The organism is Carboxydothermus pertinax (assembly GCF_001950255.1).
GTDB classification, from domain to species: Bacteria; Bacillota; Z-2901; order Carboxydothermales; family Carboxydothermaceae; genus Carboxydothermus; species Carboxydothermus pertinax.
Map to the genome: position 1 here is coordinate 95,915 of NZ_BDJK01000055.1, position 18,584 is coordinate 114,498.

Annotated in this window: 17 protein-coding genes and 1 pseudogene; 16 read left to right on the plus strand and 2 right to left on the minus strand. The window is 40.0% G+C overall.

Annotated features, from left to right (window positions below):
* Positions 1–24: 24 nt before the first annotated feature.
* The 13 genes from cpu_RS13690 to cpu_RS10480 all read left to right on the plus strand — a co-directional run bounded on the left by cpu_RS13690 (position 25) and on the right by cpu_RS10480 (position 13,542).
* A complete protein-coding gene (locus tag cpu_RS13690) occupies positions 25–165 on the plus strand; it encodes a hypothetical protein (RefSeq protein WP_159434003.1) in 141 nt (46 codons plus the stop codon).
* Entirely contained in the window at positions 158–1,300 is a 1,143-nt protein-coding gene (locus tag cpu_RS10430; RefSeq protein ID WP_075859928.1) for an acyl-CoA dehydrogenase family protein, read from the plus strand. The genes cpu_RS13690 and cpu_RS10430 overlap by 8 nt, the downstream gene beginning before the upstream one ends.
* Positions 1,301–1,366: 66 nt before the next feature.
* Complete coding sequence (locus tag cpu_RS10435; protein WP_075859929.1) at positions 1,367–3,019, plus strand: long-chain-fatty-acid--CoA ligase; 1,653 nt, start codon at positions 1,367–1,369, stop codon at positions 3,017–3,019.
* A gap of 1 nt (position 3,020) precedes the next feature.
* A complete protein-coding gene (locus cpu_RS13695) occupies positions 3,021–3,179 on the plus strand; it encodes a hypothetical protein (RefSeq protein ID WP_159434004.1) in 159 nt (52 codons plus the stop codon).
* A 32-nt stretch (positions 3,180–3,211) separates the two neighbouring features.
* Complete coding sequence (locus cpu_RS10440) at positions 3,212–4,504, plus strand: DUF362 domain-containing protein (protein WP_075859930.1); 1,293 nt, start codon at positions 3,212–3,214, stop codon at positions 4,502–4,504.
* A 26-nt stretch (positions 4,505–4,530) separates the two neighbouring features.
* The gene (locus cpu_RS10445; protein ID WP_075859931.1) at positions 4,531–4,980 is read left to right on the plus strand and encodes a MaoC family dehydratase N-terminal domain-containing protein; all 450 of its coding nucleotides are present in this window, start codon (positions 4,531–4,533) and stop codon (positions 4,978–4,980) included.
* A gap of 13 nt (positions 4,981–4,993) precedes the next feature.
* A complete protein-coding gene (locus cpu_RS10450; RefSeq protein ID WP_075859932.1) occupies positions 4,994–5,437 on the plus strand; it encodes a MaoC/PaaZ C-terminal domain-containing protein in 444 nt (147 codons plus the stop codon).
* 20 nt (positions 5,438–5,457) lie between these two features.
* Entirely contained in the window at positions 5,458–6,885 is a 1,428-nt protein-coding gene (locus cpu_RS10455) for a 4-hydroxyphenylacetate 3-hydroxylase family protein (protein ID WP_075859933.1), read from the plus strand.
* 17 nt (positions 6,886–6,902) lie between these two features.
* On the plus strand, positions 6,903–7,679 hold the full coding sequence (locus cpu_RS10460) for an alpha/beta fold hydrolase (RefSeq protein ID WP_075859934.1): 777 nt from the start codon (positions 6,903–6,905) through the stop codon (positions 7,677–7,679).
* A gap of 150 nt (positions 7,680–7,829) precedes the next feature.
* Positions 7,830–8,465 (plus strand): flavodoxin family protein, encoded by a 636-nt coding sequence (locus cpu_RS10465; protein ID WP_234970237.1) that lies wholly within the window; start codon positions 7,830–7,832, stop codon positions 8,463–8,465.
* A gap of 246 nt (positions 8,466–8,711) precedes the next feature.
* Positions 8,712–9,485, plus strand: coding sequence for a nuclease-related domain-containing protein (locus cpu_RS10470; protein ID WP_077177309.1), 774 nt, complete (start codon positions 8,712–8,714; stop codon positions 9,483–9,485).
* A complete protein-coding gene (locus tag cpu_RS10475; protein ID WP_075859936.1) occupies positions 9,479–9,679 on the plus strand; it encodes a hypothetical protein in 201 nt (66 codons plus the stop codon). The genes cpu_RS10470 and cpu_RS10475 overlap by 7 nt, the downstream gene beginning before the upstream one ends.
* A gap of 179 nt (positions 9,680–9,858) precedes the next feature.
* Positions 9,859–13,542, plus strand: a complete 3,684-nt coding sequence (locus cpu_RS10480) for an SIR2 family protein (RefSeq protein ID WP_075859937.1) — start codon at positions 9,859–9,861, stop codon at positions 13,540–13,542.
* A gap of 226 nt (positions 13,543–13,768) precedes the next feature.
* Here the strand turns inward: cpu_RS10480 and istB are convergent, their stop codons facing one another.
* Together istB and istA are read right to left on the minus strand one after the other, a co-directional pair.
* Complete coding sequence (gene istB / locus cpu_RS10485) at positions 13,769–14,491, minus strand: IS21-like element helper ATPase IstB (RefSeq protein ID WP_075859938.1); 723 nt, start codon at positions 14,489–14,491, stop codon at positions 13,769–13,771.
* A 7-nt stretch (positions 14,492–14,498) separates the two neighbouring features.
* Positions 14,499–15,983 carry an IS21 family transposase gene (gene istA, locus cpu_RS10490; RefSeq protein WP_075859939.1) on the minus strand — a complete coding sequence of 495 codons (1,485 nt, stop codon included), beginning with the start codon at positions 15,981–15,983 and terminating at the stop codon, positions 14,499–14,501.
* A gap of 645 nt (positions 15,984–16,628) precedes the next feature.
* Here istA and cpu_RS14025 point away from each other — a divergent pair.
* From cpu_RS14025 to cpu_RS14030, 3 genes and pseudogenes are all read left to right on the plus strand, one after another.
* A complete protein-coding gene (locus tag cpu_RS14025; protein ID WP_234970238.1) occupies positions 16,629–16,910 on the plus strand; it encodes a hypothetical protein in 282 nt (93 codons plus the stop codon).
* 5 nt (positions 16,911–16,915) lie between these two features.
* On the plus strand, positions 16,916–18,028 hold the full coding sequence (ltrA, locus tag cpu_RS10495; RefSeq protein ID WP_234970239.1) for a group II intron reverse transcriptase/maturase: 1,113 nt from the start codon (positions 16,916–16,918) through the stop codon (positions 18,026–18,028).
* A gap of 177 nt (positions 18,029–18,205) precedes the next feature.
* A pseudogene (locus cpu_RS14030) lies at positions 18,206–18,584 on the plus strand (transposase); the annotation flags it as partial.

Below are 18,584 nucleotides of genomic sequence, written 5' to 3' on the forward strand. Positions count from 1 at the left end.
CGCAGCGGTGATGAACACTACATTTTGGATAATGAGGTAAATGAAGCGGAGCCAAAGGAAATAGCCCAAGATGTGGCTTTATTATATGAAAAAGCGATTTTTGCGGTAGATCTAATCCCGGAAGGGTTATTGAAAAATAAAAAGGGAGGGGAAGGTAGTGATTAGTTTTGAATTAACGGAGGAGCAAAAAGCTATTCAAAAGATGGCCAGAGATTTTGTCAGAAAAGAAATTATTCCTATTGCCGCGGAATACGATGAAAAGGAAGAAATACCCTGGCAGGTGATTGAAAAAGTATTTAAAGCCGGACTTATGAATTTGCATGTTCCGGTGGAGTACGGTGGGCAGGGAGTGGATTTTATGACCGAGGCCATTGTGGCCGAAGAAATGGCTTACGGCTGCCTTGGCATAAATGGTACCTTTGGGAATAACGCTCTGGCTCTGACTCCGCTTTTAATTGCCGGGACCGAAGAGCAGATGGAAAAGTTTTTAAAACCGTTTTGCGCCAAACCCAACTTAGCAGCTTTTTGCTTAACCGAACCGGAAGCCGGTTCCGACGTTTCCGGAATTAAAACCACCGCCCGGCTGGAAGGGGATGAATGGGTTTTAAACGGGACAAAATGTTTTATCACCAACGGCGGGGTGGCGAGCCTTTACACGGTTTTTGCAACCGTTGATCGGAGTAAAGGGATAAAGGGGATTACGGCTTTTTTAGTTCCGGGGGATACGCCGGGGATTTATGGCGGAAAAAAAGAAAAGAAAATGGGCGACCGGGCGTCCCACGTAGCGGAGGTGATACTGGAGAATGTTAGGATTCCAAGAGAAAATGTCTTGGGGGAGGTGGGTAGCGGTTTTAAAATTGCCATGCAAACTTTAGACCAGACGCGCCCGATGATTGGGGCTACGGCAGTAGGGGTTGCCCGGCGGGCTTTAGATGAAGCGCTTAAATACGCTAAAGAGCGAAAACAGTTTGGCCGTGCTATCGCCGAATTCCAGGCAATTCAATTTATGCTGGCCGATATGGCGATGCAGATTGAAGCAGCCCGGGCGCTGGTCTGGAAAGCCTGCTGGATGCTGGACCAAGGTATGAAAGCAACTAAAGAGGGTGCAATGGCGAAATGTTTTGCCAGCGATATAGCGATGAAAGTAACCGTCGATGCGGTGCAAATTCTTGGCGGTTACGGCTATATGCGGGACTATACGGTGGAAAAATTGATGCGGGATGCGAAAATTACCCAAATTTATGAAGGTACCAACCAGATTCAAAGACTGGTAATTGGCCGGGAACTTTTAAAAGATTAAGAAAAAATTTTTTAAGACGAATGTTAAGAAAATTTTTAAAATTAATCCATTACAAGGAGGGATCTTATGACTTCGGTGTATCAGGCTAAACCCTGGTTAAAGCATTATTCCGAAGGGGTCAGGCCGAGTCTAAACTACCCGGAGAAAACTCTCCATGAGCTTTTCTGGGAAACCACGGAAAAATATCCGGGGTTGACGGCTACTGTATTTTTAGGGCAGGAAATGACCTATAAAGAACTGGGCGAACAAATTAAAAGATTTACCACTGCCTTAAGTAAACTTAGCATTAAAAAAGGTGACCGGGTAGCGGTGATGCTTCCCAACTGTCAGGAGTTTGTGATAAGTTACTTTGCCATTTTAAACCTTGGGGGCATTGTGGTCCAGACAAATCCCATGTATGTGGAAAGGGAATTAGAGTACCAGTTAAACGATTCCGGTGCCGAGACCATTATTTTATTAGATGTTTTGTACCCGAGAGCTCAGGCGGTAAAAGGAAATACCGCTCTTAAAAATATCATCGTGGTCAGTATCCCGCTAATCGGCACCTATAACGGTGAATTTGGACCTGGAGTTTATAAATTTAGTGATTTAATCTCCGATTCTGAACCAAGTCCTCCTGAAGTTACCGTGACTCCCGACGATGTGGCGGTATTACAGTATACCGGCGGAACAACAGGTATTTCCAAGGGGGCAATGCTGACCCATAAAAATTTAGTGGCCAATGTTTATCAGGTCAGAGAATTTTCTAACGGTATCTTCTTTGACGGCCAGGAGAGAGTCTTAACCGCCTTGCCTCTCTTCCATGTTTACGGAATGACCTGCTGCATGAATTTGGCTACCTGCTTTGGCGGGACGATGATCTTAATTCCCAAATTTGATGCTACTCTCCTGCTGCAGCATATCCAGCGCTACCGTCCAACTTCCTTCCCTGGCGCTCCCACAATGTATGTAGCTTTACTGAACCACCCGGACCTGACGAAATACGACTTGAAGTCGATTAATGTTTGTGTAAGTGGTTCCGCACCGCTGCCTGTAGAAGTGCAGACCAAATTTGAAGAAGTTACCGGTGCCGTGGTTGTGGAAGGTTACGGGTTGTCCGAAGCCTCTCCGGTGACCCACTGTAACCCCATAAGAGGCACCAGAAAAATTGGCTCAATAGGTGTGCCTTATTCCGATACCATAGCCAAAATAGTAGATATCGAAACCGGAGAGGATTTACCGCCGGGACAGATTGGTGAACTGGTGGTCCAGGGGCCGCAGGTCATGAAAGGCTACTGGAACCGTCCCGAAGAGACCGCTAAAGCCTTAAAGGATGGCTGGCTCTATACCGGCGACCTGGCCAAAATGGATGAAGACGGCTTTTTCTACATTGTTGACCGGAAGAAAGACATGATTATTGCCGGAGGCTACAACATTTATCCCCGGGAAGTTGAAGAGGTACTTTATCAGCATCCCAAAGTTAAAGAAGCGATTGTGGTTGGTGTGCCGGATCCTTACCGGGGAGAAACGGTCAAAGCGTTTATTGTCGTAAAAGAGGGAGAAACCTTAACGGAGCAGGAAGTAATTGAATTCTGCAACGCTCACCTGGCCAGGTACAAAGTACCGCGCTTGGTGGAATTCAGATCCGAACTTCCCAAAACTGTCGTGGGTAAAGTCTTACGCCGTCAGCTGCGGGAGGAAGAGTTGCAAAAGCAAAATAAAAACGATGAAAGGTTTTAAAATGAGCTGTAATGAGCATCAAGGATTCCAAATGCGGACAGTAATAATTGCCGCGATAGTTGCTTTCTGGATTGTAGTAGGTGAGGTGGTGTTAAGTGCTTTAAAACTTGAAGGATGGTTATCCTTTAAATTCTTACTACCGAAAAGCAGCGAAGCTTAAAATTGTTTTAGCTTTAAAAATGGGGGGAGATTATGGTAATGCCAGTAGTCTCAATCGTTAGTTTTAAAGATGCCTATCAATCACTAAGAAAAGCTTTAGAACTTTGTGATGGATTTGCAGGCTTAAAAAAAGATGACAAAATCTTAATCAAGCCCAATTTAGTATCCTGGGATTTTGATTTGCCATTTCCGCCCTTTGGCGTGGTTACTACCTCAGCGGTTATGGCAGCGTTGGTAAGAATCCTTAAGGAAGAAGGATTTAACCACCTGACCATTGGCGAGGGTTCTTTAATGAACCCTCGCCCGATGGGAAGGCAAATCTTTAAGGTATTAGGCTACGAAAAACTTGCCGAACAGTACGGGGTAGAGCTTATAGATTTTAATGAAGGCAAATTTACCGAAATCGATTTTGGCCCCATAAAACTTGCTGTTGCCAATAAAGTGTTAGAAGCGGATAAAATCATTAACCTTCCCGTCTTAAAAACCCACAACCAGTGTAAAGTATCCCTTGGGATAAAAAACCTGAAAGGGACCATCAATCGCCGCTCTAAAACCCACTGCCACGGTAAAGACTGGGACTTAGAACACACTTTTCCCCATTTAGCTGAAAAATTACCTATAGCCCTGACCATCATCGATGGAGTTTTTGCCTTAGAAAAAGGTCCGGGCCACACCGGCAAAGCATACCGCAAAGACTTACTTATCGCATCTACCGATGTTTTTGCCGCCGATGTAGTTGGAGCTTATGTGATGGGCTATCATGCCTCGGATATAGAACATTTACGTTATTTTGCTGAACGTAACGGCCGCAGTACGGAACTTCAAATTATAGAAATTCGCGGGGAAGATATAGCCAAACACCGAGAATATATCGACTACGACTGGGAATGGCAGGAAGGGGATCTCGGCCCTGCCGGTTTTGCCAAGCGGAGGATTACCGGTATTGCCATTAGAAAATACGATAGTTCCCTCTGCACCGGTTGTTCGGGGATGTATAATCCCATGCTTATTATGTTGATGTCAGCTTTTAAGGGTAAACCTTTTCCCAATGTAGAGGTGATTAGCGGTAAGCGCCAGCTGGCTTCACCGGGGTTTGATTACACCGTTTTATTTGGCAAATGCGTATATGAACTAAATAAAAATAACCCCAACATCAAAAATGCCATAGCCTTAAAAGGCTGCCCGCCTTCTATTAAAGACCTGGAAGAAAACCTAAAAGAAGCTGGGATTTACTGCAATTATGACGAATATGTAAATTACCGGAACTACATCTTCAGCCGCTATAAAAAAGAGGATGGCTTTGATTTAGGGCTTTATTCCCTTTAAGAGAAATAATTATTTGGAGGACAAATATGGAGATAAAAAAAGAAATGGTAGGAATGAAATTTCCCCCTTTTACTTACCGGGTAGTAGAGGAGAAGATAAGGGAACTAGTAGCAGCAATAGGTGATCCCAATCCAATCTACAGAGATCGAAACGAAGCCCAAGCCCAGGGCTATGAAAACATAGTGGCACCTCCTACCTTTATTACCTTAGCTACTCACTGGACCGGGTCTCTCTACCGGTATCTGAAGGAAATAGGGGTTGATCTTACTCGTATTTTACACGGGGAAGAGCATTACGAGTATTTTGGGGAAATTTATCCGGGGGATATTTTAACCGGAGAAGCAAAGCTTCTCGCGGTAGAAGAAAAGAAAGGAAATTTTGGCCCCATGACGTTTATCAAAATAGAGATTATTTATACCAACCAAGAGGGGAAAAAAGTTTTACGGGCCACCGGTGTAATTATTGTGAAAAATTAACTGGAGGTTTGCCATGAAAAAGAGAGTATCCGAATTAAAGCCGGGGGATGAATTTCCGGCCTTAAAGAAAGAGCCGGTCACCCGGGTGCAAATTGCCCGCTATGCCGGCGCCTCGGGTGATTTTAATCCGCTTCACTTAGATGATGCGGCGGGCATAGCTCTCGGTACCGGAGGTGTTATCGCCCACGGAATGCTAATTATGGGCTTTGCCGGCCAGGCGGTTACCAGCTGGATACCGAAAAAAGCCTTAAAAAAATTTGGGGTGCGGTTTGTAGGGATGACCCGCCCTGGAGAGTCAATTACTGTAGAAGGAAAAATTACTGAGGTGAAAGTTCAGGGGGAGGAGTACAGTATTACCGCCAAAATAACTGCTAAAGGCCAAAATCAAAACCTTAAAATAAAAGGAAGTTTTGCAGCGCTGCTTCCTCCAGATTATGAATTAATACTAAAAGACTAAAAAAAGGGGGAGCTAAATTTATGCGGACAGCAGAGGAGTATATGGAAAAGCTTTTTAAGATGCGGAAAAACGTTTATTACGATGGGGAACTTATTGGCCGGGACGATCCAAGATTAAGACCCGGGATAAATGTTATCTGTGAAACTTTTAATTATGCGGCCGATCCGCAGTATGAAGAGTTATTAACAGCAACATCTCATTTAACCGGGAAAAAAGTAAACCGCTTTACCCATATTCATCAGAGTACCGATGATTTACTGAAAAAACAGGAAATGACCCGCTTTATGTGCCAAAGAGTGGGTGGCTGTGTCCAGCGCTGCATGGGAATTGATGCCTTAAACGCCCTTTCGGTCGTAACCAAAGACATGGATAATGCCCTGGGCACCAGCTACCACGAACGCTTTTTAAATTATTTGAGATATTTTCAAGAAAATGACCTGGTGGGCAACTGCGCCCAAACCGATGTCAAAGGCGACCGTTCCCTGCGCCCCCACCAGCAGGAAGACCCGGATTTGTATTTGCGAGTAGTGGAAAAACGGGAAGATGGCATAGTGGTTTGCGGTGCCAAGGCCCACAACACCATCGCCCCTTATGCCGATGAAATCATTGTTGTCCCTACCCGGATGATGACGGAAAAAGATGCGGACTGGGCGGTCGCTTTTGCCGTCCCGGCCGATGCTGATGGGGTTACCCAAATAATTCGAATATCCAACCCCCGGCCGCGGAAGAAGCTCGATGCTCCCATTGCCCAGTACGGCTCCGCCGACTCCTTAACGGTTTTTGACCACGTCTTTGTGCCCTGGGAGCGGGTGTTTATGTGCGGGGAGTGGCAGTTTGCTGGCCAACTAGCTCTTTTATTTGCCACCTACCACAGGCACAGCTATACCGGCTGCAAGCCGGCGGTAACCGACATCATCATGGGGGCATCGGCCCTGGTAGCCGAGTATAATGGAGTGCCCAAAGCACCGCATGTTCGGGATGCCTTAGTTGAACTTATCACTGTGGCTGAGCTGGTTTACGGCGCCGGGATAGCTGCCGGTGTCAAAGCCAAAAAAGCAGCATCGGGAACTTATATTCCGGAGGTGGTGTACACCAACGTTGCCCGCTACTACGCCGGCATCAACGTCTACCATGAGCATGAAATCTTGGCCGAATTGGCGGGTGGTTTGCCGGCAACGCTGCCGCCGGAAGGAGATTTTCTCAATGATGATACCAAAGGTTACCTGGAAAAATACATTATGCGAAAAGCGGGAATTTCAGCGGAAAACCAGCACCGCTGTTTCAGGATGATTAGCGACTTACTGGTTTCGGCCCATGCTGGTGTTAAACAGGTAGCTGGAGTGCACGGCGGTGGTTCGCCGATTATGGAAAAAATAGCAATTTACGGCCAGTACGATATTGAGGAGAAGAAAAAACTGGCTAAATATTTAGCGGGGATTAAAGAATAACCGGTGGGGGGTTAATCATGCCATATGCTGAGGTTAACGGAATTAAAATGTTTTATAAAGAACAGGGAAGCGGGCCGCCCCTTCTTTGCATCATGGGCTTAGGGGGCAACGCAGACTGGTGGAGCGAGCGGTTTGTCTTTGAAATGAGTGAGGAGTTTCGCCTTATCTTACCGGACAACCGGGGAGCGGGGAGAAGCGACTGCCCGGAAGAGCAGTGGACCATTGAAACCAATGCCGATGATGTTAAAACTCTTTTAGATGAATTAAAAATAGAAAAAACTAATGTCTTTGGTATCTCCATGGGCGGGATGATAGCTCAAATTTTCGCTATTAAATATCCGGAACGGGTAGAAAAGCTGGTCTTAGGCTGCACCTTTTGCGGGGTTAAACACGGTATCCCGTCCCAGGCTCTTCTCTGGGATGACAGCTCCCTTGAAGCCCGGGCTCGGAAAACTGCAGAACTAATCTTTTGTGAGGAAACAATAAAAAAATACCCCAAAGTCATTGATTTATTTGTAGAACGCTACCTGAAACTTCCTACCTCCAGGGAAGGCTTTTTCCGCCAGTTAAATGCTATTTTAAACTTTGATAGCTTCAATGATTTAAAGAAAATCACTGCACCAACCTTAATCATGACCGGAATGGAAGACCAAATCTTACATCATGAAAACTCCGACATCCTGCGAAAACACATTCAGAACTCCCGATTAGTGAAGTTTAGTCCTGCGGGTCATGGCTTTTTTGAAGAAGTACCGGAAGTCTTGGATATCTTAAAAAGCTTCTTTAAAAGCTAAAACTTACCCCCCGGGAAGCTTCCGGGGGTTTTAAACACCTATGGTTAGCAAAAAGGAATTACCGTATTCCGGCGGCGGATGTGTTCATTTATTGAGTAATTGAAGGAAAAAATGTTATAATTTTAAAAAAGCTTTAGGAGGGAGAGGAAGATGATGAAGGTAGTAGCATTTAACGGCAGTCCCAGAGCAAACGGAAACACTTATCAAGCTTTAAAGCTGGTTTTGGCGGAGTTAGAAAAAGAGAACATTGAAGGGGAAATAATCCAGGTGGGGGATAAGGTAATAAGAGGCTGTCTTGCCTGCGGCAAGTGTGTAAGGAATAAAAACGAAAGATGTGCCATTGACGATGAAGTAAACGACTGGATTCAAAAAATGAAAGAGGCGGATGGCATAATCTTAGGCTCCCCCGTCAACTATTCGGGTATTGCTGCGACTATGAAGGCGTTTTTAGACCGGGCGTTTTACGTAGCTTCAGCCAACGGCGGACTCTTCCGGCATAAAGTTGGTGCTGCGGTGGTAGCGGTCCGGCGTTCGGGCGGGGTAGCAGCCTTTGACCAGTTAAATCACTATCTAAACTACGCCGAGATGTTTATCCCCACCAGTAACTACTGGAATGTCATCCACGGCACCAAACCCGGGGAAGCCCTGCAGGATGAAGAGGGCGTGCAAATTATGAGTGTCCTCGGAAAAAACATGGCTTATCTTTTAAAGCTCATAGCCAAAGGCAAGGGTGAGATCGAGGCTCCAGAGAAAGAAAGTAAGGTATATACCAATTTTATACGGTAAACGCTGTAACATGTTAAAGATAGAGGTCGAAACCGGGTGAGTACCAGGAATAAAGCAAATATATAAGACTGACCATAACCCCTGAAAAAGGGGTTTTATTTTAGAATAATGCAGGAAAAACAAGGAAGAGGAAGAATTATATAACTTGGAATTTTTTTAAATAATAAATAGCAAGAAGTTAGGGTGAATTAATACCATGAAGAGGTAGAAAAATTAAAACAAAAAATATCAAGTAATTAGAGTGTTATGATGCTAGCTAGGCTTTTAAAACAAAATCGGGAAATAAAAGAAGAGTTTTATAAAAAAATAGCCGAAAAGCATGCCATGGAAAAAGAAAAAATCAAAGAAAAGATTGACGATGCTGTTCCAGGGTTTCTTGGTAAAATGTTAAAGCCTGCGGCGGATTTAGTTTATAACCTTGAACAAAAAAAGAAAGACGATAAAGGAGAAAACGGCGAATTTATTTCTTTTCTAAAATTTTTCCTTGTCTTACCTTCGGAGTGGCGAATAATAAATGATGTGGTTTTAGAGCCACTGGAAGACGAATTTATTCAAATTGATCACTTAATGATCGGACCTCCTGGGATATTTTTGATTGAGACCAAAAATTGGCGTGGAGCTATTTTAGGTAAAAAAGATGAATTTTTACGAAAAGAAAATAATAAATGGGTCAAAACCTCCAGCCCCATAAAACAAAATTACCGGCACCAAAAACTTTTTGGCGAATGGCTTAAAAGGGAAGGCTTTGAAAAATACATAGATCTTATTTTTCCTGTTGTTTTATTTGTAAGTCCTGATTTGTTAAAAACAGAAGACTGCACCATGCCGGTATTTGATAGTGGCCTTGCTTTATCAATCTATCTACGGGGCAAAAAAGAAGACTGTCTTTCCATTTCGGAAATAGAAAACATAGCAAATCGTATTATAAACGCAAAACCTTTCACAAAACTGCCAGTTACGGAAAAGATTGAGGAAAAGCAAAAGAAAAACCCGAGGATAAACCAGAAGAAAAAGTGGTAACCAAAGAAAGTGTAAATATAAAACCTACCATGGAAAAAGGCAAAACAAAAGATGGAAAAGAATACATGAAGATCAGAGGCACCGAAGAAATCGCCAATCTTTTACGAGAACGTTATATTAAAATGGGGAAAAAAGTTTCAAACCTTTATAAAGATAAATACGAAGACGACACTTGGTTCTTTTATTTTGAGTAAATACTTCTTTCTGAGAAACCAAAAAGGTAAAAATTCTTTATAAATATTTATTTGAATAATGCAAGGTTTGAAAAATAATGTTGTAACGTTCGGTCACAATAAAACCCTTATAGGCTTTGCATACCCGCTAACCGTTATCTGACATTGCGTCTACAACCATTTACTAATGAGGTGATAAGGTGATACCCAAAATACCAGAATTGCCAGATAAAATAAAAGAAGCGGTAAACAATAGAACTCTTGCTGTCTTCATTGGAGCAGGAGTATCACGGTTAATTGGGTGCATGGGTTGGGATCAACTTGCTCGAAATCTTGTCGAGAGATGTTACTCAACTAAAAAGAAAAATGGTTCTGGGCTTATAAACTTTAAGGAAAGAGAAACACTTTTTAAAGACAAAGATCCCAAGAAAACTATTACCATATGTTATTATTTATTAAAAGAAAATGACTTTGAAGATATATTTTATGAAGAACTTAAAGAATCTTTTAAAGCAAAAGAATATCTCCTTAAATCTCAAAATATTTATAAAGAATTATATCGCTTACGCGGACTTTTTATTACAACTAATATAGATAACCATTTTCATAGATACTTTGAGCCGACACGGATAGTTTATAAAGAAGACGATTTTACCCCTTCAAACATAGATATAAACAAACTCTATTATATTCATGGATGTTTATGGAAAGACAAAAACTCTATTGTTTTTACAGTACCTCAGTATATTAAACGCTATAATAATACGATTTTTAAAAAGTTTTTGAAAACAATATTTGATAAGTATACTGTGCTATTCGTTGGTTATGGATTGGCGGAATTTGAATTACTTGATTTTTTAATAACAAAATTTGACCCTAAAAAAGAAAAAGAGTTAAAACATTTTATTCTTCTTCCCTTTTATAGAGGTGAAGAGAACATCCTTGAATTTGAACGGTATTATTATAATTCAATGGGTATCGAAGTTCTTCCATATGAGAAGGATGAGAAAGGATACGGTCAGCTTTACGATGTAATCAAAGAATGGAATAGAGAGATAAACCAAGTTTCAACCTATTTGTATGATACATATAAGGAAATTGAAGATGCTGCCAATAATTATACTGAAGATAAAGAAGAAGAAATTTTACAGATCATTAGAAACGATGAATCACTGAGAAATCATTTTTTTAAAAAACTTGCATTATCCCCTAATCCTTTTCCCTGGATAAAACAATTGAAAGAAAGAGGATATTTTGGTCCCAAAAACAATCCTCCACCACAAGAGGCATATTGGAATGTTCTTGAATATTTGGAGAACGTCGCAGCAAAAAATGAAGAAACTCCATTAGAGGAAATAACAAATGCTTTACTTGAAATTATTAATTCAATCATAAGTTATCGTGACGAAATTGGGAAACGAATTGAGAATTATAGAACAGATAAGACTTTGGTAAAAATAATCTTTTCACTTCCAATTGAAAAAATAACAAAAGATCATATTGAATTCGTAAGAACAGCATTAAGCTCAAAATGGAACACAACATTAGTAGCAGCAGAAATTAGTAAAACTATTTTGCCAAAATTGCTTGATAAAAAAGAAGATCACCTTATTCTACAGTTGTTAGATGTTATTTTGGATTACAGAAAAATAAAGAAAAAACCACTTTTTGATGAAAAAGAAACCTACGAATATACTTCCCTAATGGATGAATATTGGCTTAAAGAAGCACTAATCAAGCATAAACAAATAATTGCCAAATTGTGCGGTATTGAAGCAGCAAAAATTGCAATATATAAAATAAAATCCATCATAAAAGATGATAAATCTCAATTTAATAATATCTGGATACCTACAATTGAAGACCATCCACAGACATCCTTCCCTGAACGATACGATTGTCAATTAGTTTATTTTGTCAGAGATATGTTCGAGCTTTCTGAACCTCAAAAAATAAAAAAAGAGATAGAAAGTTTGCTGAAAGAAGAACATCTTATCTTTAACAGGATAGCCATTCATATAATCAATTTTCATTACAAAGATTTAAATAAGTTATTCTGGAGTTGGAAAGATAATCCTCTTGAAGAAAGTTTTCTTAAACATGAGTTATATGAATTGCTTAAAAATAACGGTTCCACTTTTTCCAAGGAACAAATTAATAAGGTTTTACAATGGATAGAAACTAAACAGTATTACATTTCAAAGGAAATCAAAGATAATAAAGATCAAGTTGAAAAGATATTAGCTTATCGGAAAAAAGAATGGCTTTCTGCTCTTTTAGATACAGGAGACGAAAATGTGTTATCAACATATGAAAAATATGACCAAATAAATCCATCGAAACTTGATCATCCTGGTTTTATTTACTGGAAAGAAACCGAAACCACGTGGGGATATGAAAGTTCAGTAGCAAAAGAAGAACTTCTTGATAAATCGAATGAAGAAATAGCAGACCACCTTATAAACTTTAAGGGTACAGGATGTATGGATATAGAAGAACTTTCAGATATGTTCAGGAATTGGGTAGCAGAAAATCCTGAAAAGTTTACAAATAATATAAAGCCGTTCCTAAACGTTCCGTGTATATACCTGCACGCATTGTTATGGGGGTTTAATGAGGCTTGGCGATCAAAGAAAAAAATTAACTGGCAAGTAGTTTTTGATTTTATATTAAAATTACTTACATTAGATGATTTTTGGAATGAAGAATATAAGGACCTTAATTACAGAAACTGGATTATTTCTCAAATAGCAGAACTTATTAAAGAGGGTACAAAGGATGATAACCATGCTTTTGACCCCGAACTTTTACCCGAAGCGCAAAAAATTTTGTTAATCCTTGTTGAAAAAACTAAGTCTGACCTTCCTAATATAAATGATCTTGTCATCTCGGTACTGAATTCACCAAAAGGAAAGATATTTTCAGCGATGATAAATTATTCTCTAAGATATGCTCGTCTGTATAATCGAGATAGGGAAGAAAAATGGGTAGATAGTATTAAAGAAGATTTTACGAAGCGACTTAATCGTGAACTAGAGCCTTCACTTGAATTTTCAGTGATATTAGGTGAATATTTACCAAATATTTACTGGCTCGATGGAAACTGGGTAATTGACAATATAAACAAAATATTTCCAAAAGACAATGAAACTCATTGGGAAGCTGCCTTGACAGGGTATCTTAGTTATTCTTCAAAAGTTTATAAAGACCTTTACTTTTTACTTAGAAAAAATGAGCATTATACAAAAGCTTTAAAAACTGAATTCACTGATTCTAACATTACAGAACGACTCGTTCAACATATATGTATCGCATATTTAGAAGATTGGGAAAATATAGAAGATAAAGAAAGCCTTATCTCTCAATTGATTGAAAATAAGAATATAAACCAACTTTTGGCGATAGAAAGTTTCTTCTGGATGTTGAGAGATAAGCTTATCGACAAAATTAAAACCAAAGTAAAACCTCTCTGGAAAAATTTATATGAATTAGTAAGACAAAATGAAGAAAAACCTGATTTTCAAGAACTAATTTCAAACCTCTCAGAATGGTTATCACTAATTGATGAAATAGATGATGAAATATATGAATGGTTAAGACTTTCAGCAAAATATGTTGATAGAGAATTTAATACCCCTACTTTTGTTGAATATCTATTGAAACATGCTCCAAAAACACCAACAAAAGTTGGTAAAATTTTTCTTGAAATGCTTAATGCAAATATCTATCCTGACTACAAAAATGAATATATCCGGGAGATAGTTCGCGTACTATATAATAAAAATGAGAGGGAAATTGCTGATAGAATATGTAACTTATACCTTGAAAAAGGTTTTGACTTTCTTAAAGATATATATGAAACACAAAGGGATAACAAAGCATAGAATTTAAAAATAGACCAGTTGTTCAAATCTTTTTCAGCACCGCATCGATAAGCTTTTTTTTCAAACTCTACGACTAGATTAATTTTGAGAAATAAATTGATATTCAAAATAACAAAAACGGAGGCATTTATGTGTTTGGCAATATAAAAATGCATAAAACGGCAAAGAAAAATGCAGAAAAAATATTGGCCATTGCCAGCATAAAAAGATACATAAGAGGTAAAAATTAACAGTTTGAGAGGGCGTTTTTAAATCTATAACTCTCACCTTTAAACACCAGGATATGAGCATGATGAATAAGGCAGTCTATCGCGGCTGCTGCCAGTCGGTTATCAAGAAAAACAGTGTTCCAGTTGCTAAATTTCAGGTTTGATGTAATTATGATGCTGTTTTTCTCATAATAGTCTGATATTACATTGAATAGTAGTTCGGCTCCATCTTTATGAATTGGGGTAAAGCCTAACTCGTCAAGGATTAATAAATCGTTTTGCCTCACCTCCCGTAAAAAGGCCCGTAAATTCATTTTCTTTAAGTTTTCGGTTAAAAGGTTTACCAGGTCTACTACCCGGTAAAATTTGACCTTATATTCAAGGCTACAGGCCTTAATTCCTAAAGCTATAGCTAAATGGGTTTTGCCTGTACCCACTTCCCCAAGCATAATTATGTTTTGCTGCTTTTCAATAAAGGAAAGCCCGGTTAGTTCTTCTGAGCTTATGGTTTGGGGAAAATTTATATTGCTAAAGCTGTAATTTTCCAGGGTTTTTATATTGGGAAAACCGGCTTTTTTGATAAGTCGTTTTATTTTACTTTGTTTTCTGCCGGTAAGTTCTATTTGCAAAAGCTCGGCTAAGTACTGTTTCGGCGTGGTAAACTGGACTTTATGATAGTTATTGGCGATATACCCGAGTTTTAATTGCTTGCAAAGCTGGTTTACTGTTTGTTTATCCATTTTCTCTTTACCCCCTTAATAAGCGTTCGTACAAGGCTAAGTTCGGGCTAAAGCCACTGTAGTTTTGATTGTTAATTTCCAGGGGTAAAGGATTAGTTCTGCTATTAGTGGCAATTTTGTAGGCTAACAGCTTTATCCGGGCTGAATCAATGTTGGTATATTCGTCAAAATTGCTAAGGGCTTGTTCAATTATATTTAAAGGATATTCTTCTAAAAACTCGGCCATTTGCCAGAGTCGCTTTTTTCTTTGTTCGTTGTCTTCAATTGTTAAATATTTTTTGACATTAGGCGGTAAAAATTCATAAAAGTTAGAATAGAGAAAAGCTCGTGGTTTTTTCTTTATTAGGTCAAAAAAGGCTTTCCAATCAATTTCTACTTCTTTTTGATTGTAAGCCCGGGGAAGCTCTACTATAACCTCCATCTGGCTATTGTAAATAGTCAGGGTATTCCATTTTGCCACTACAAATAAGCTTTCTCCTGGCTTTGCCGGGATGCCAAAGTAATAAATTTGGTTATGTTTTATCCGGCCGTATTTGTCCACTGTAACCGTAGCTGTAGTGTAAGGATAAAAAGGCTTGGACGGTAAAATTTTTAGCTGCTGCTGGTCTTCGGCAAATAATTCCCGGACTTTTTGCTGTTTTTCATAATGGATTTTATCCAGGTATTTCAAGGATTTTTGCAAAAGTTCCCGGTTAAAAGCCTCAAAGTCGTTGATTTCAGGCAGGGGAACAAAAAAGTTTCGCCTGATATAACCCACTTTATTTTCCACATTACCTTTTTCATTGGCTGCTTGAACATTGCAAAAGATGGGTTCAAAGCCGTAATGGAGACAAAACCGTTGAAACGATTCGGTTAATTCTCTTTCGCCGTTGGCTTTTATCTTAGCTACTGCAGCGGCAAGATTATCAAAGGTTATCTTTCCTGGTGTTCCACCAAGAAATTCAAAAATGTTCTTTAAAGCTTCTTGCAAACACTCGCTGTTTTCTGCGGGCATAAGCTGAGTAAAAGCAGCATTGCTGTAGGGAAAACTTAAGACTAAAGAGCTGTATTGTTTAATTACGCCCTTTTCTATTACCTGTACTTTACCAAAATCTGCCTGAGCAGTACCAGGTTGGGCACTAAGCTTAACATAAACCTCGTTTTGGGGTTTATATAGTTCTTTCTTAATTTCAGCCACCCAGAGACGAACAGTACGGTCACTGCCAGGAAAATTATGTTCTTCCACAAGGCGCTCATAAATTCTTTGAGCAGTATGCCGCTGTTTTCTGGGAAGCTTTAAATCTTCTTTTAGCCAAATAGAGATAATTTCATAATATTCATCTTTAAGACTGGATCTTTTCTTTTTCTTAATTTCTATATTCCAGTCATCCCGATCACTGTACTTTTTGGCAGTCCTCCAGTTGATTTTATGGATGTTGGCAATTTTGGAAACACTGAACCCTTTCTTTTCTCTCAAATATTTGATAGAATTAATATCAGCCATTGCTAGCATCCAATCACAGCCTCCTGTTCGTATTGGTCTACAAACAAGAGGTTATTAGATTTTGGGACTGCTGGCAATGGCTTTTTTACTATTCCTAACTCTGTATTTTTACCTTGCCAAACTCTGCACTTTTATTTTGCCATAAACATAGTACATTAAGTTTTGATTGAACCAGTATGGATTTGAAACATGGGATTTCCGATTGGCTGAGAATGTTTAAGGTTTTGTGTAGTGCGGCCGGGCAAGGTTGCTAATTCTAGTGGGTGAAAGTCACACCGGGGTAATGTCTAACCAACAGCCCTGTAGCGAGTTCTTGGAGACTGTCAGGTAACTGAGAGTTTTAAGCGTAGAACAGCAAATTAATGGGCCGAAAGCGAAAGCTGAAGTGATTGAGCCTCGAAATTATATTAGTTGAGGAAGGCCGATGCGGTTACACACGCAGAAGGCAATATCGGAATAGGCGTTTTGGTGAGTCTGTTCTGACACTCCGGGGTCTAAGAACTTGGCACGTTAAAACTGAGAATTAGCAGTACCGGGAGGCCCTGCCTTCTCCCCAAAATGGGTATGCCGTACAAGCGACAACCAAGCAAGGAAGGCAAAAGAGGGGTAGGGAGTCGGATAACTGAATAGTATCTATGAAATAGCGTAATGGCTATGGAGAGAAGGCAGTTACACAAGGAGGCCTTTGCAAAGGACACAATTACCACACCCAGAGGTGGAAAGAAATTGGAAACAAAACTTGCAAAGATAGCACAGGTGGCAAAAGAGCGACCAAAGGAACAATTCACCAGTTTGGCTCACTTGATAAGTCTGGACATGCTTCTGAAATGTCACAGGGAACTTAGCAGTAATAAAGCTCCCGGGATAGATGCCATAACTAAAGCCAGATATGAAGAAAAGTCGCGGAAAACATCCAGGGACTTTATGAAAGGCTAAAAAGGATGTCATATAAACCACAGGCAGTAAGACGTGCCTATATCCCCAAACCTGGGAGTTCCCAGAAAAGGCCTTTAGGTATACCTACCTATGAGGACAAAATTGTTCAACTAGCCGTAAGCAAAATAATAACGGCTATCTATGAACAGGATTTTTTGGGTAGCTCATATGGATTTCGTCCAGGGCGAGGATGTCACGATGCACTCAGAAAACTCAACGATATAATAATGAGCAAGAAGATAAACTGGATAGTTGATGCTGACATTAAAGGATTTTTCGACCATGTTGACCACAAATGTATGATGAAATGTCTTGAAGTCAGGATAAGAGACAGCAGGTTATTGAGGCTAATAGCCAGAATGCTAAAAGCCGGTGTAATAGAGGAAGGAAAATTCAGAGCTTCTGATGAAGGCACACCGCAAGGAGAAATAATATCTCCTGTTCTGGCCAATATTTATCTGCATTATGTACTTGACCTATGGTTTGAGAAAGTAGTCAAGAGGCAGTGCAAAGGCAGCGCTTTAATGATTAGATATGCTGATGATTTTGTCTTCTGTTTTCAATATGAATCTGAAGCCAGAAAATTCTACAGCATGCTAATCAAAAGACTGGAGAAATTTAATCTGAGCATTGCAAAAGAGAAGAGTAAAATAATTGAATTTGGCATGTATGCCCACAAAAATAGGCAGAAACAAGGGAAAGGTAAACTAGAAACGTTTGACTTTCTCGGGTTCACTCATTACTGCGGGCAAAGTCGCAATGGCAAATTCAGGGTAAAACGTAAGACCAGTAGAAAGAAATTTAAAGCGGCATTGTTAAGAATGAAAGAATGGATAAAGACCAATCGTACAAAACCAGTTATCAAGCTGCTAGAGGAAATAAGAGTAAAACTCATAGGTCATTATAGGTATTATGGAATTACAGATAACGGAAAAATGCTGTCGAAGTTCTGGTACGAGACAGGGAAACTGATATTTAAATGGTTAAATCGAAGGAGTCAGCGCAATAGTTACACCTGGGAAAAATTCCTTTCACTGCTCGAGAAGAGACCACTGCCGAAACCCAAAATCTATGTAAGCATATTTGATAACCGGCAGGGGCTATGCACAAATGTGTAAATCTCCAAGTGAGGAGCCGTGTGCGTAAATAGCGCAAGCACGGTTCTGTGAGGGGCTGTTTCTGTAAAGCAACAGTCTACTCGAAAAAAGGGAAATTTAAATAAGGTTGAGCCATTCCCACCCTCTGGTTAGAATTACAAGGTGAGCAAACCAAAAACCTAACCGGAGGGATGAGAAATGGCTCAATATAATATTACCATTGATTCCGAAATTTTGCATCACCTCTTTCTCAATGGAGCAAAAGATGAAGGAGTAGCTAAACTTTTAGAATCCGTGCTTAATCAAATACTCCAAGCTCAGGCCAAAGAGCAAATCAAAGCTGACCCTTACGAAAGAAATGACCCGTGTCCGTCAACGGGGCGTATTAATTGCTATTGGCGTAAACGAAGAAGGCTACCGGGAAATATTAGGGATTATGCTTGGCGACAGCGAATCAGAAAAGCTCACGTGAATTTTTTTCCTGACTCAAACAAAGAGGCTTACATGGCGTTGACTTAGTAGTTTCTGACCACCATAACGGCTTAAGACGCGCTATTCGCCAGCACTTCCAGGGAGC